Source organism: Mucilaginibacter celer, from assembly GCF_003576455.2.
GTDB classification, from domain to species: Bacteria; Bacteroidota; Bacteroidia; order Sphingobacteriales; family Sphingobacteriaceae; genus Mucilaginibacter; species Mucilaginibacter celer.
Map to the genome: position 1 here is coordinate 4783872 of NZ_CP032869.1, position 14523 is coordinate 4798394.

Here is a 14523-nt window from a genome sequence, read left to right on the forward strand (position 1 = left end):
AACAGAATATTGTCTGAACTGAATTTGGGGGAATTAAAGAATTAACGGAACGCTGTGCAAATTTGTCTGAACCGGGATTTGGGTGAATTTTGAGGAAGACAGGATTTTTTATTTTGATAGGTAAAATCACGGTGATCCTTTAATCCCATAAATCACGGTTCAGAAAAAATCTGTGTAATCAAACAACAATCGGTGTAATCCCAGAAAAAAATCAACGTAATCAAACCCATCAACGGTTATTATTTACCCTACACCACCAGCATTTTACCTTTTTTGTAACAGAGTTAATGATAAATCGGTTTATCGTTAACTCTTTATTAAATTTAACCCAATTAATATCCGACTGATCTCATGAAGAAAACCCAGCTATTATTTACGCAGGTGTGCTTACGTGCCGATACCTGTGCTCAAAGCAATTATGCAAAAGCAATATTTCATCAACCCTTGTAACCTAACACAATTAAGTACATGAAAATAAAACAACTATACATTGCCGCCATCGCCTTATTAGGCACCGGCGCTTTTGCACAACAAGCCAATGCCCAGCTATTAGAAGAGAAAGGCAAATTTACCCATGCCGATACGCTCCGCGGGATGCTCACGCCCCTGCGTACCTGTTACGATATCAACTATTACCATCTTGATGTGAAGTTTGATATCGATAAAAAATTCATCAGCGGCAGCAATCAATTTAAATTCACCGCTACCGAAGATTTCACCAAACTACAGTTTGATTTGTTTGATAACCTGAAAATTGAAAAGGTTGTTTATAAAGGTAAGGAAGTATCTTTTACCCGCGATGGTAATGCCGCTTTCGTCACCTTCCCGCAAACTATAAGCAAAGGCAGCAAAGATGAGTTTACGGTTTATTATTCCGGCAACCCAACCATCGCTAAAAATGCTCCATGGGATGGCGGCGTGGTGTTTAAAAAAGATTCGTTAGGTAAACCCTTTGTAGCTACTGCCTGCGAGGGTGTGGGTGCCAGCATCTGGTGGCCCAATAAAGATCACCTAAGCGATGAGGTGGACAGCATGATGATCAGCATCAGCGTACCCAAAGGTTTAAAAGATGTATCGAACGGAAGGCTGCGTAAAGTAACCCAGTTAAAAGATGGCTATACCCGCTTCGATTGGTTTGTGGCTAACCCCATCAATAATTATGATGTGGTAGCCAACATTGCCGATTATGTACACTTCAGCGATACTTATATGGGCGAAAAAGGCAAACTTAACCTCGACTATTGGGTGCTCCCAACCAGTTTGGAGAAAGCTAAAAAACAATTCGCCGACAACGTGAAACCCATGCTAAAAGCTTTTGAACACTGGTTTGGCCCCTATCCTTTTTATGAAGACAGCTACAAACTTGTAGAAACACCGCACCTGGGCATGGAACACCAAAGCGCCACAGCCTACGGTAACAAATACCTGAACGGCTACTTAGGTTATGACCTCTCGGGCACCGGCTGGGGCAAAAAATGGGATTACATTATTGTGCACGAAAGCGGTCACGAGTGGTTTGGCAACAACATTACCGGTAAAGACCTTGCCGATATGTGGGTACACGAAAGTTTTACCTGCTACTCCGAATCGTTATTTATTGAAGATAACTGGGGCAAAGCCGCCGGGCAGGAATATAACTTCGGTTTGCGGAAAGGCATCAGCAATGACAGCCCGATTGTTGGCGTTTACAACGTAAACAAAGAAGGTTCGGGCGATATGTACTCTAAGGGCGCGGTTGTACTGAACATGGTGCGCACCATTATTAATGATGATGAAAAATGGCGCAGCATTTTGCGCGGCCTTAACAAAACTTTTTATCATCAAACAGTTACTTACGATGATATTACAGGTTACATCAGCAAGCAATCGGGTATCGATCTATCATCCGTGTTTGATCAGTACCTGCGCTACAAAACCCTGCCGATGCTTGAGTTTACCAAAAGCAAGGATAACAGGTTGCTTTGCCGCTGGGTGGCCGAGGCTAAAGATTTTAAAATGCCTATCCGCTTAAAAGTAAAGGGCGGCGAATATCGTTTCATTATCCCAACAAACGAATTTGGCCCCGTTGGTATTGAAGGCGCGACCAAAGACAATATTGAAATTGACAATTTAAATTACTACGTGGGCGTGCTCATGGATTAATCTCCCCGATATGAAGAATAATTTTTTAAAGATTTGTGCACTTGCAATAGGCTTAATGGCAACAGGCCTAAATACCGCCAAGGCACAGTTAGGTGCCGACAGGGAAACCTTTACCCGTGCCGATACCCTGCGCGGAAGCCTCACGTCCGTGCGCACCTGTTATGATATCAGCTATTATCACCTCGATGTTAAGTTTGATATCGCCAACAAATTCATCAGCGGCAGCAACCTGTTCAAATTTAAGGCTACACAAACTTTCAATAAGCTACAATTTGATCTGTTTGCCAATTTAAAGGTAGAGAAAGTAGTTTACAAAGGTGCCGAAGTGCCCTTTACCCGCGAGTTCAACGCCGTATTTGTTACTTTCCCAACAGAAATAAAAAAAGGCAGTATTGATGAGTTTACTGTTTACTACTCAGGCAACCCAACCATTGCCAAACGTGCGCCCTGGGATGGTGGTATAGTTTATACTACCGATTCGTTAGGCAAACCCTGGATAGCTACAGCCTGCCAGGGTATTGGTGCCAGCATCTGGTGGCCTACTAAAGATCACCAGTACGATGAGGTGGATAGCGCACTCATCAGCATTAGTGCGCCAACCGGTTTAAAAGATGTATCGAACGGGCGTTTGCGTAAAGTAACCGATTTAGGCAACGGCTATACCCGTTTTGATTGGTTTGTGGCCAACCCTATCAATAATTATGACATCGAAGCCAACATTGGCGATTATGAACATTATGAAGGAACTTACCAGGGCGAAAAAGGTCCGCTTACGCTGGATTACTGGCCGTTAAGCTATAACCTTGAAAAAGCTAAAAAACAATGGGGACTGGATGCGCCGCGCATGCTTAAATCGTTCGAGTATTGGTTTGGCCCTTATCCTTTTTATGAAGATGGTTACAAGCTGGTTGAAACACCGCACCTGGGTATGGAACACCAGAGCGGTACCGCTTATGGCAACCATTATAAAAACGGCTACCTCGGCAGGGATTTATCGGGTACCGGCTGGGGTTTGAAATGGGATTTTATTGTGGTGCACGAGAGCGGGCACGAATGGTTTGGCAATAACATTACCTCAAAAGATGTAGCCGATATGTGGGTACACGAAAGTTTCACCAACTATTCCGAGTCGCTGTTTATTGAAACTTACTACGGCAAACAAGCCGGCCAGGAATATGTAAACGGCACCCGCAAAAACATCCGCAACGACAGACCTATTGTTGGGCCTTATGGCGTGAACAGAGAAGGATCGGGCGATATGTATTATAAAGGCGGTAACCTGTTAAACATGGTGCGTACCATTATCAACAACGATGATAAATGGCGCGAGATTCTGCGTGGATTGAACAAAACTTTTTACCACCAAACCGTTACCTATGATGATATTGTAGGCTATATTTGCAAAAAAGCAGGCATGAACCTCGCCCCTGTTTTTGATCAGTACCTGCATTATAAAGATCTGCCAACGCTGCAATTCGCGGTTAAGGATGGTAAATTATTCGCCAAATGGCAGGCTAATGCCATCGGTTTCAACATGCCCGTAAAAGTGCGTGTAAAAGGCGGCGAATACCAGTTTATTAAACCTACCAGCCAGTTTACACAGGTTAAAATTGATGGGATTAATAAGGATAATGTAGAGGTGGATACGTTTAATTATTATATTAAGGTGGAGTAGAGGTGGATTGGGTGAATGGTTGATTAGGTGAGTGGTTGGGCCTTCAATTTCTTAACCCTTTTTGGACAGTTAAACCCATTAAAAAAGACGTCATTGCGAGGCACGAAGCAATCCCCGGTTAGCAGATGCGCCCTGCACAGTCCGCGATTGCTTCGTGCCTCGCAATGACGTTTTGTTGTTTAGCTGTCCAACAATCAATCCTCCATTTCACTGGCCAGCGCAATCTCCTTTTGATTGTCCAGCGCTTCCAACCGGGATACCAGCGCCGCCCGCATGTCACGGTAAGCATCACCTCCTAATGCTAAACGCAACGGTGCCGGCGAAACCTCTACGCCATCTATCATAGCCTGCACGGTTTTGTTTACATCACCTTTTATCGGGAAACTACCTGCTGCTATGGCCCTGCGCACATCTCCGGCCGGGGTTTTATCATAGGCTTCCATTACCGGCGCGGTAACCATACCTGAGGCAAAAGATGTTTTATGCGCGCCCGGCTCAACAATGGTTACGCCGATATTTAGCGGGGCAACCTCTTTGGCCAGTGTATCGCAAAAACCTTCAACGGCCCATTTAGTGGTGTGATAAAAGCTGAAGTTTGGATAGGTGGTTTGCCCGCCTGCGGATGATAGCTGCAGGATGCGGCCGCCGCCCTGTTCGCGTAAATGCGGAAGCGCCGCCCTGATCACCTGTATCGATCCTATAATATTGGTATCTATCTGCTGCCTGATTTGCTCGTCGCCCGCTTCTTCTGCAGCACAAAACAGGGCGTAACCCGCGTTATTAACAACAACATCAATCCGCCCAAGATCGTCGAATGCTTTTCTCATTACCTCTTTAATCTGATCGTTATCGGTAACATCCAGTTTTGCTACCCATAACCTGTCGGTATACTTCTGTTTCAAATCATCAAGCGCTTCTACCTTACGCGCAGTAGCAACAACGCGGTGTCCCTGTTCCAATAACTTTTCTGTTAGTACCCGTCCTAAACCGGCAGATGTGCCGGTGATAAACCATGTTTTCATAACCTGACGTTTTTTAATAATAACAAAGTTACCGGCTGTTACCGGCGCAAGTCCGACGCTAATCAAACCAATACCGGCATAAATCAAACCATTTGCCGTAAAGCGGAGGGCTTTTGACCTGTAGCTTTCCTGAAAGCTTTAGCAAAATGGGTAGGATCATCAAAACCAAGGCTCCCGCTAATCTGGCTTACCGACCAGTTGGAGTGGATCAATAAGGCCTGCGCCTCCTGCATTATTCTTTCAGTAATAAACTGCGTGGTGGTTTTGCCGGTTACCTCTTTCAGCGCGCGGTTTAAATAATTGGTATGCACCGCAAGTTTATCAGCAAAAGCCTGCGGCGAGCGCAATGTTAGCTTTTGAAAGGGGTTTACTACCGGAAACTGATCGTTTAATAATAATTTAAAAGCCTCGGTTAACCGTGCAACCGCGGTTTGGTTGTAATTTTCGGTAGCCGGCTTTAGTTTGAGCGCGGCGTGGATACACTCCAGCATATATAAAAATAATAGCTGGTACTTATGCTCATAGTTGGATGCCTGCTCGGCTATCATTTTTTGAAAAATAGCTTCAAACGTGGCTTTATTTTCTTCCTTGAGTTTTAAAAAAGAGTAACCTGCATCGTTAAATACAGCCAAATCTGCCGGGCGGAGATAGGTATGCAAGGGCAAAAAATCTTCGGTAAACATACAACTGTAACCATTACAGGCCCCGCTGTGAATTTGCCAGCGGTAGGGCGTTTCCCGGTTGGTAAATACCAGCACGCAATCGCCGGGTTTTACCTGGTACGTTTTTTCGCGGTAATAGTAGGTGGCATCGCCGGTAATGAGCGAGATCTTATAAAAATCTTTACGACTGTAAACTGCGGTCGCCGCCAAACTCTCGTCCGAAAATTCATGTAAACGAATAGCGGCAAAGTTTCCGCCGTTTAAATGATCATACCCCGCCGCCCGGGGCAAGGGTTTTACATAATCGCCTAATGTTTGTTGCTCAACCATAACCAAAGTTAATCAACCCGGTAAGTGCAAAAATGTTCGGAATGTAAAGTTTGAGTGGGTGGTTTTATCAGTGTTGAGATCTTTATTTCACACATTATCTAAAAAAATATAACCGGCATGCAACTTTCCCCTCCTACCCGGCGTCTAATTTGAAACACAACTAAAATAATCGTCATGAAATCGATCTCAAAAATATTATTGGCCGCTGTATTGGCAGCGGGAACAGTAAGCTACAGTACAGCGAAACCGGTGTATGCAATTGTTAAACATGCCGGTCAAACCACGCAGGACCGCCACCTATCAGGCTTCAGCGCGATTGATTTATCGGGTTCATTTGATGTATACTACACACAGGGTTCTAACGAATCGGTAAAAGTAGAGGCTCCATCGGATGTGATCGACAAGATCATTACCGAAGTTGATGGCGGTGTATTGAAAATTTACAGTAAAAAAGGCACTAACTGGGATAATTGGAGCTGGGGTAAAAACCGCAAAATGATTGTTCATGTAGTATCAAAAGATATGACCAGCATAAACGTAGCCGGTTCGGGCGATGTTTATTTCAGGGAAGGGATCAGCACTAACTCTCTAAAATTAAAAGTAGTTGGATCTGGCGATATGCTGGGCAAGGTGACTGTTAAAAGTCTGGAAAGCAGCATTTCAGGTTCGGGCGATATGAAACTTTCTGGCCGGGCAGACAATTCGCGGGTAACGGTTGTTGGTTCGGGCGATTTTACCGCCCGCGAACTGGTTACTGTTAACACCCAGGTTTCGATAGCCGGTTCGGGCGATGCAGTGATCAATGCCAGCAATAAAATTGATGCTTCGGTAAGCGGCTCGGGCGATGTGCATTATACCGGCGGCGCAAGGAATATCTCTACTTCTAAAGCAGGTAGCGGGGATATTGAGCGGATATAGGCCTCACCTAAATCCTCTCCGGGGAGAGGACTTTAAAAAAGCGACATTGCTTCAATATGCAATGTCGCTTTTGTCGTTTGAGGAACCTCCACTATCAAATTAAAAATCAACTATTTAAAACTCCACCAAATAATTATATTCGGGCAACTTAATCTCTCTGCAATTTCCCGCAATATGAAAAAACTGTTCTGCATTCTGATTGCTGTTATGTGTTTGTTTGCGTGTAAATCAAACACTTCATCGCCTAACGAAACCACGTCTGCATCCGATATCTCCTTAACAACAATAAAAACAGGCGGCAATAAAATGATCAAAGTTGCCGGCAAATACAACGTGTGGACAAAGAAGGTAGGTGATGGCAAAATAAAAGTATTGCTATTGCATGGCGGCCCCGGTTTCTCGCACGATTACATGGAATGTTTTGAGGATTTTTTGCCGAAGGAAGGGATCGAATTTTATTATTACGATCAGTTAGGTTGCGGTAACTCGGATGCGCCTTCGGATTCTACACTGTGGAATATCCCCCGTTATGTAGAGGAAGTGGAAGAAGTGCGCAAAGGTTTGGGCCTGGATAATTTTTACCTGTTCGGCCACTCCTGGGGAGGCATGCTGGCTATGGAGTACCTGCACAAATACCAATCGCATGTTAAAGGCGCCGTGCTTTCAAACATGACGGCCGGGGTAAAAGGCTACGTTACCTATGCTGCCGAACTTAAAAAGAAGTTTTTTACCCGAGGGGATATTACCGTATTCGATTCGTTAGACCGGCTGAAACAATATGATTCGCCGCAATACAATGATTTGTTGATGAATAAGCTTTACACCCAGGTAATTTGCCGCCTGCCTATCCAAAACTGGCCCGAACCGCTTTGGCGCGCCTTTAAAAAAGCCAACCATACCATTTACATCCAAATGCAGGGTGTTGACGAGTTTCACGTAACCGGTAATTTTAAAGGCTGGGAGTTTTGGGATAAACTGCCGGATATTAAAGTACCAACGCTGGTGCTGGGCGGCATACATGATGAGATGAACCCGGAAGATATGAAAAGAGAAGGCCGGTTATTACCAAACAGCCGTACCTATTTATGCCCCAACGGCAGCCATATGAGCATGTATGATGATCAGCAAAATTATTTCAGCAACCTTATTAAATTTTTAAAAGATGTAGATGCCTGTACCTTTACGGCTGATAAAAAGTAAAACCAATTATAATCCACCACTTATAAAACTCTCATTCATGAAAAAGCTCTTTTCTGGCATTATTGCCATGATGATTTTCACTGCGGTAAACACCTACGCGCAGTTAACGCCCCAGCCAAGCTCAACACAAAGCGTTGTGCAGGATTTTGGCCTCGGAAAAATCAGTCTTACTTACTCGCGCCCGGATGTGCGGGGGCGTAAAATATTTGGAGGGATGGAACCTTATGGCACCGTTTGGCGCACGGGCGCAAACTCGGCTACGGTAGTTAAATTTACTGATGATGTAACTTTGGAAGGCAATAAGATTCCGGCGGGCCAGTATGGCCTGTTCAGTATTCCCGGCGAAAATGAGTGGACCATCATCATCAGCAAACAACCTAACCAATGGGGCGCTTATCGCTACAAAGAAAGCGACGATTTTGTACGTTTTAAAGTAAAAACCGAACATCTGAGCGCACTAACAGAGACCATGACCCTTGCTTTCACCAACATCAAAGCAACCACCTGCGATTTGCAGATGATGTGGGAACATAGTGGTTTTACCGTTCATATAGCCACAGATATCGACGCCAAGGTGATGGCCCGGATCGATTCGGCGATGAATACCGATAAAAAGCCTTATTACGAGGCGCTGATCTATTATTACAATAATAATAAGGATATGGACAAAGCCCTCGCCTGGGCCACCGAGCTGGAAAAAGACAAAAACTTTCCGCCATTTGTACCCAAGCTTTGGAAAGCGCGTATCTTATTAAAAAAAGGAGATAAAGCAGCGGCCATAACCACAGCCCAGGAAGGCGTAAAAATTGCTACCGATACCAAAACCGACGAGTACGTACGGCTAAACAATGAAGTAATTGCGCAGGCGAAGAAATGAGATAAGTTTTAATCTTATCTGCAAATAAAAAAATCCTTGCCAATAATAACGGCAAGGATTTTTTATTTGTGGTTAAACGATACTAAAACCTGGTATAAAAAGCTACCTGCGCAACATGGTTCACCACGTAAGCATCGGCTTGTTTAATATACTGGTTTAAATAACCGGCCTCGGCATCAAACGATTTACTGAAACGGTAACCTACCGCTACATAAGCCCGGTTCTGATCAAAAAAGTGTCTGTTTACTTTGTTTTTGTTTTGCACGTTTACAAAAGCCTCGTTTTGCAGGGCGAGGAAGGTCCCTTTGGTAAACACGTCCGAATCCGGTTTCATAGGGATAATGGCACGGGCGAAATACCTGAAACGCTGGGCAAAGTAATGATCATTTTTGCCATCGTTGTTTCCTAAAAACCGTTGCTCCAAACGCAGGCGATGGGCCAGGCTGATATGCCTGCCAACTTTATGAGAGTAGGTGTACTGTTGCCAGATACGATGCTCCGGGCGAAAAGTTGTTTCGTTTACCGGGGTACGACCGTAGGTAGCTATGTAAGCATAACCCAATGCGCCCACTTTGTTTTTGGCGAAGTAATAGTTGGCCGAAGGGCGAAGCAAAATGTGTTTCAAATAGCTCACCTCATCGTGCGAGCGCAATTGCCCGTCGAACGAGTAGCCCCAGTGGTCAGACAGTTTCTGGCTATGAAAAATAGCCGCCCAACCCGAAAATTGATTGTCCTGAGCCAGCAGCCTTGCAGGTGCCGCGAGCAACAGTGCAACAAAAATTAATAGTTGTTTTTTTAATTGCATGGATGTTATATATGTGTTATAAAGGTTAACATTTAAATAACGAAAAGCCTTGTCATTTCGACCAACGGGAGAAATCTTCTACACCATGCGATTAGCTATGCATGGTCGGTTACAGGGCGTAGAAGATTTCTTTTCACGCCCCCTCTCGGCCACCACGCTGTTCGTCGAAATGACAAATACGTTTCTTAATCCTTAAACCTCACCAGGGTACGGCGTCCCAGATCAACCGTTACCCTAAAGGCTTCCTGGTTGCTGCTGTAGCCGGGTGTTTGGTGCAGGCTTAGTATAAACTGGCCCTTTACACGTTTGTATAAAAAGGGCGTATAAATAATATCAAGGCGATTATACGTTTTCTTTTCGAAAAACGCGTCGCCGTAAATAATGTGGCTGCCCTGGCCTTTGTAAAACTCATCAAACAAGGCAAAACGTTTCCAGCTTAAATAAGCGTTGGCCACAAAGCCGGCAGGTTTTTTAAAACCATCTACACCGCGTACCCGCTCGAACGACATCATGCCGCCAGCCTCAATAGATAACGAATCTAAAATAGTTTTATGACTGAGGTCTAACCCTAATCTGATCTGTCCGCCGCCGTTATCCTGGATATGGTCGTTAGGTAGCAGCACTTCGGCACCGGCGTCGTGCATCAGTAAAAAGTAATGGCTTACATAAAACGGCCCGGTAAGGCTTGGCCTGTATTTACCCGAAAAGCCGAACAAAAACTGCTCGCGGTCGGTAACCGTTTGGCGGCTTACCCAATCTATCCAGGCAGTTTCGGTAAAGTGCGCGTTATGGAAACGGGTTAACAAACCTTCCACATTAGGGCGATAATAGCGTAAGGTATCATTCAATAAAGCCCGGGGATAATCATCCAGCAAACCCTCCCTCGGGAAAGCACCGGCGTTAAACAACCAGTTTTTACCGGTAAAGCTGTAATAAGCTACGGGGTTTACTTTTAAAAAGTAAGGTTTAGCGCCAAACTCATGGATACCGTTGGCACCTACAATAAAGTGGTTCAGGCTATCGAGGTTCAAACCCAGATCGAGCGTGGTACGCACGCCTGAGTAGGTGCGCGAGCGGGCCACAAAATCTTTATACTCGCGGTTATCCATAAACCCGAGGGCGTTAAAATGTATATCAAGGCTTCCCTGTGCAAGGGCTGCAGCGGTGGTAATTATTGAAAAGAAAACTAAAAGGTATATCCGTTTAAACATTGCTATGGTATTATTCTACTGTAATATTGATGATCTTATTGTTGCGGCCACCAACAAAAGGCTCGGTACGGATAGAGAAGATCAACTCGTACTTACCCGGTTGCTTTGGCGCGGTTACATTAAATTTGAAGTGACCGGTTTCGCCGGTTTTTAGTGAGATGTTGTTAAAAGTGCTATCGGCCTGCTGTAAGCTTACCTGATCTAACTTTTTAAAAACACAAGCTTCCAGAAACACCTTATGCTTAGCGTTTTGATTACTGAAGCTGATAGGGAAAGCGTATGGATTAGTGAACGACAGCTCAAAATCTTTACTCGCTCCCGGTGCCATTACTTCTTTATATGAGGGTACCTGGAAATCGATCTTCTGATAAGTGCGGATATCATCAACCCAACCCATATACCATTTCCCGGCTCCTATTATTAACGAATCTGTAGTAAGCCCCTTCACCGGATACTCGGCACAAACCACATAAGCCCGTTTATGTTGAAGGCTATCTTCTATCGGCCAGATATCGTACTGCGTGCGGCGGTAGTAGCGCGCGTCGTAATCAAAGCCCTTGGTGGTATTGTTGTAAAAATTGTATTTGGATGGATTTTGGAAACCCTCGTTAAATATCACATAGTTATCCCCGGCTTTTTCGCGAATGAGTTTTGCCCATTCTTTGAAACCGAAGAAACTCCTTACTGCATCAACTTTTAACAAAGGCGGGAAAGCAATGATGATACATACACGCAAAATCACGATCATGGCCACGTTGATTATAGCCAGCCTGTTAAACCAGGCGGGTTTTACACCAGATTGGGTAAAACTGATGAGTACCATCATAGATAGCGGTACATAGGCAATCAGCGTCCAATGTAATTGAACCTCGCCTTTAAAGGAAGTGAGGAAAAAGAAGGCTAAAATGCCAATCGCATTTACCCTCAACGTACGGGTAAAAACATCCTGGCTTTTTGCCTTAAACCCTTTATAAAATAACAACCAGCCAATCAGCGGACCGGCCATCAGCAACTGCCCCAACGGATAGATGTAGGTATATTCAAAATTATAGCCCTCGGCCGAACGTTCGGAAAGGTGGTAACTTAACGATGGGAAACCATGGTTAGCCTGCCAGATAATGTGCGGCGCATACAAAGCCAAAGCCAGTAACACGATGGCATAAAATGAACCACGTTTTAACAATTTGATATTGGCCGCCAGTGTAAATATCAACAACAATATGCCATGGTACTTGCTGTAAAGTAAACAGGCTACTACCGCGCCAAGTATTATAGCCAGTTTAAAGCTATCTTTTTCTACATATTGCTGGTAGAAATAGAAGAATAACACCGTAAAAAACAGCAGCGGAGCATCGGGCGTGGTAGTGAAACCGTAAATATGGAACACAAATATGCCCGATATCACCAAAATAAAATTAATGGCATCTACCCGGTAACGCTTCAGCATTACCCACATCAAATATAACGATGCCGTTGTGGTGATAACCGTAAATAGCCTTGCGCCAAACTCGTTATGCAGCAAACTATAACCTGCTTTAATATAAACGGCCACCATAGGCGGGTGATCATAATAGCCCCAATCTAAAAAACGGGAGTAAACCCAGTAGTAGGCCTCATCAGCGTGAATTTCGAGCGTAAAAGCCTGTACCGCGTTTAGCAATGCCCACAACAGCAAAAAGTAAATAATGAACTTATTATGTTTTACCGCCGTGCTATTTAAAGAGGTATCCTGCATTAAAATGGATGAGTAAATGAATGGGCAAAGGTATGATAAAAGCATTAAGGCTTAAAGCCCGGGCCTTGCCGATGTGATAATTTGACGAAATTATACCACAATCTTCATACTTTAGCAAGGCCCGCAAGGCCTTTACCACAATAATTACCCCATGAAACAGGAATTTGAGGTTATCAAAAAACCACGCCAAATGCTGCTTAGCATTATTGACCCCTTAACAACCGAACAACTTAACCATATCCCCACAGGCTTCAACAATAACCTGATCTGGAACGTGACGCACCTCATTTCCGGTAGGGTATTCATTATACCCGTGCCGGGGTGCCTATTGTAGTTGAGGATAAATACTTTACACCGTACAGGCCGGATACTAAGCCACAAGGTTTTGTTGATGCAGATGAGATAGCCAGGGTAAAAGAACTATTTATCTCTACCATCGATAAACTGGAAGAAGACTACAATGCCGGTATTTTCAATAACTATCAACCCATGACTACCCGTTACGGCGTTACCCTGAGCAATATTGAAGAAGCCATCCGTTTTATCGCATTCCACGAAGGATTGCATTTTGGATATATATGGGCGCTTAAGCGTGTTGTTTTGGAGGAAACGACATAAAGCTTGAAAACAAAAGGGGCGACATTGTTTAATTGCCGCCCAGTTTTGTTTTTATCTTATCGATTTATACTCGCCTAAATGCAATGGCTTAGTAAAAACTATCTGCCATAAATGATTTTTTCTTGAGCGGAATGAGGCCGCGCTGGCGCTCAGATAATAGCGCCACATGCGGTGGAAAGCTTCATCGTATTGGGCGCTGTCGCGTTGATCCCAGGTTTCGTCGAGGTTTCTGAGCCATTCCATACAGGTACGGTCGTAATGGGTACCGAAGTTGTGCCAATCTTCTAAAACAAACAAACCTTGCGATGCTGTTGTAAGTTGCGCCGCCGATGGCAGCATCCCATTCGGAAAAATATATTTATCTATCCATGGGTCGGTAATTTTAGTTGAGTAATTACCGCCGATGGTATGTTGCAGAAAAATACCGTCCTGTTTCAGGTTGCGGCTCACTACTTCGGCTAAAGTACGGTAATTGCGGTAGCCGATATGTTCGGTCATTGCTACGCAGGCCACGCGGTCAAACTCGTCGTTTAGGTCCCGGTAATCATGTACTCTTATTTCAACTGGCAGACCCTTACATTTCTCGCGGGCGTATGCGGCCTGCTCTTCAGAGATGGTTACGCCTACAACCGATACGCCGTATCTTTCGGCAGCAAATTGCGAAAGGCCTCCCCAGCCGCAGCCTAAGTCGAGCATTTTCATGCCGGGTTCCAGTTTTAGTTTGCGGCACACCATATCCAGTTTCGCTTCCTGCGCCTCTTGTAAAGTATTTGCACCGTAACCCCAGTAGCCGCATGAATACTGCATGTATTTATCCAGCACCAGTTCGTAATGATCATTACCGATGTCGTAGTGCCGCTTTACTACCTCTTTTGATCTGGATTTGGTTTGTTGATTAAGATATTTGGCTTTCAGGAAATATTTAAGTGTATTAAAATCGCGGGGTAGCATTTTATCCACCCGGTGATACTGCACCCTGAAAAAGAATTCATCCAGAGCTTCGCAATCCCACCAGCCTTCCATATATGCTTCACCAAAACCTAATGATCCGCCGCCAAGCAACCTATCATACAGTTTTGGATTGTGCACCTGCGGATCCCATGGATTTGTACCATTCATGGTGATGCCGCCGGCCTTAAACATATTTTCAACAAGCTGTTTGGATGAACCCATAGTTAAGTGGTGATAATTTGGGGCTAAATATACACAAAACTACTACCATCTGCCGCGGGTTTGACTATCTGCCGCGGGTTTAGCGATAGCGTAACCCGTGGTACAAAACAGGTTAAGTCTCTGACTTAACCCTAACACAACTAACATATCATCTG

General features: G+C 44.5%; 13 protein-coding genes. 7 read left to right on the plus strand and 6 right to left on the minus strand.

Annotated elements, in window-relative coordinates:
- Positions 1–468: 468 nt before the first annotated feature.
- Together HYN43_RS19590 and HYN43_RS19595 are read left to right on the plus strand one after the other, a co-directional pair.
- Positions 469–2142, plus strand: coding sequence for a M1 family metallopeptidase (locus HYN43_RS19590; RefSeq protein ID WP_119410946.1), 1674 nt, complete (start codon positions 469–471; stop codon positions 2140–2142).
- A gap of 55 nt (positions 2143–2197) precedes the next feature.
- Positions 2198–3817: a M1 family metallopeptidase gene (locus tag HYN43_RS19595; RefSeq protein WP_119410947.1), complete on the plus strand. Its 1620-nt coding sequence runs from the start codon at positions 2198–2200 to the stop codon at positions 3815–3817.
- Between the two features lie 194 nt (positions 3818–4011).
- Here HYN43_RS19595 and HYN43_RS19600 read toward each other — a convergent pair whose 3' ends face one another.
- Positions 4012–4839 carry an SDR family oxidoreductase gene (locus HYN43_RS19600; protein ID WP_119411293.1) on the minus strand — a complete coding sequence of 276 codons (828 nt, stop codon included), beginning with the start codon at positions 4837–4839 and terminating at the stop codon, positions 4012–4014.
- Positions 4840–4922: 83 nt separating this feature from the next.
- Positions 4923–5831 carry a helix-turn-helix domain-containing protein gene (locus tag HYN43_RS19605; RefSeq protein WP_119410948.1) on the minus strand — a complete coding sequence of 303 codons (909 nt, stop codon included), beginning with the start codon at positions 5829–5831 and terminating at the stop codon, positions 4923–4925.
- Between the two features lie 174 nt (positions 5832–6005).
- On the opposite strand from HYN43_RS19605, the gene HYN43_RS19610 reads away from it, so the two are divergent.
- The 3 genes from HYN43_RS19610 to HYN43_RS19620 all read left to right on the plus strand — a co-directional run bounded on the left by HYN43_RS19610 (position 6006) and on the right by HYN43_RS19620 (position 8826).
- Positions 6006–6749, plus strand: a complete 744-nt coding sequence (locus tag HYN43_RS19610; protein ID WP_119410949.1) for a head GIN domain-containing protein — start codon at positions 6006–6008, stop codon at positions 6747–6749.
- Between the two features lie 174 nt (positions 6750–6923).
- On the plus strand, positions 6924–7949 hold the full coding sequence (locus HYN43_RS19615; protein WP_205589790.1) for a proline iminopeptidase-family hydrolase: 1026 nt from the start codon (positions 6924–6926) through the stop codon (positions 7947–7949).
- Positions 7950–7986: 37 nt separating this feature from the next.
- Positions 7987–8826 carry a DUF2911 domain-containing protein gene (locus HYN43_RS19620; protein ID WP_119411295.1) on the plus strand — a complete coding sequence of 280 codons (840 nt, stop codon included), beginning with the start codon at positions 7987–7989 and terminating at the stop codon, positions 8824–8826.
- 82 nt (positions 8827–8908) lie between these two features.
- On the opposite strand, the gene HYN43_RS19625 is transcribed toward HYN43_RS19620, so the two are convergent.
- The 3 genes from HYN43_RS19625 to HYN43_RS19635 form a co-directional block, all read right to left on the minus strand.
- The gene (locus HYN43_RS19625; RefSeq protein WP_119410950.1) at positions 8909–9631 is read right to left on the minus strand and encodes a DUF2490 domain-containing protein; all 723 of its coding nucleotides are present in this window, start codon (positions 9629–9631) and stop codon (positions 8909–8911) included.
- Between the two features lie 185 nt (positions 9632–9816).
- On the minus strand, positions 9817–10842 hold the full coding sequence (locus HYN43_RS19630; protein WP_119410951.1) for a hypothetical protein: 1026 nt from the start codon (positions 10840–10842) through the stop codon (positions 9817–9819).
- Between the two features lie 10 nt (positions 10843–10852).
- A complete protein-coding gene (locus HYN43_RS19635; RefSeq protein WP_119410952.1) occupies positions 10853–12622 on the minus strand; it encodes an ArnT family glycosyltransferase in 1770 nt (589 codons plus the stop codon).
- 106 nt (positions 12623–12728) lie between these two features.
- On the opposite strand from HYN43_RS19635, the gene HYN43_RS30790 reads away from it, so the two are divergent.
- Together HYN43_RS30790 and HYN43_RS30795 are read left to right on the plus strand one after the other, a co-directional pair.
- Complete coding sequence (locus tag HYN43_RS30790; protein WP_245446943.1) at positions 12729–12911, plus strand: DinB family protein; 183 nt, start codon at positions 12729–12731, stop codon at positions 12909–12911.
- Positions 12899–13195 (plus strand): DinB family protein, encoded by a 297-nt coding sequence (locus HYN43_RS30795; RefSeq protein WP_245446945.1) that lies wholly within the window; start codon positions 12899–12901, stop codon positions 13193–13195. Before HYN43_RS30790 ends, HYN43_RS30795 begins: the two co-directional genes overlap by 13 nt.
- Before the next feature lie 51 nt (positions 13196–13246).
- On the opposite strand, the gene cfa is transcribed toward HYN43_RS30795, so the two are convergent.
- A complete protein-coding gene (cfa, locus tag HYN43_RS19645) occupies positions 13247–14368 on the minus strand; it encodes a cyclopropane fatty acyl phospholipid synthase (protein ID WP_119410953.1) in 1122 nt (373 codons plus the stop codon).
- Between the last annotated feature and the right edge of the window lie 155 nt (positions 14369–14523).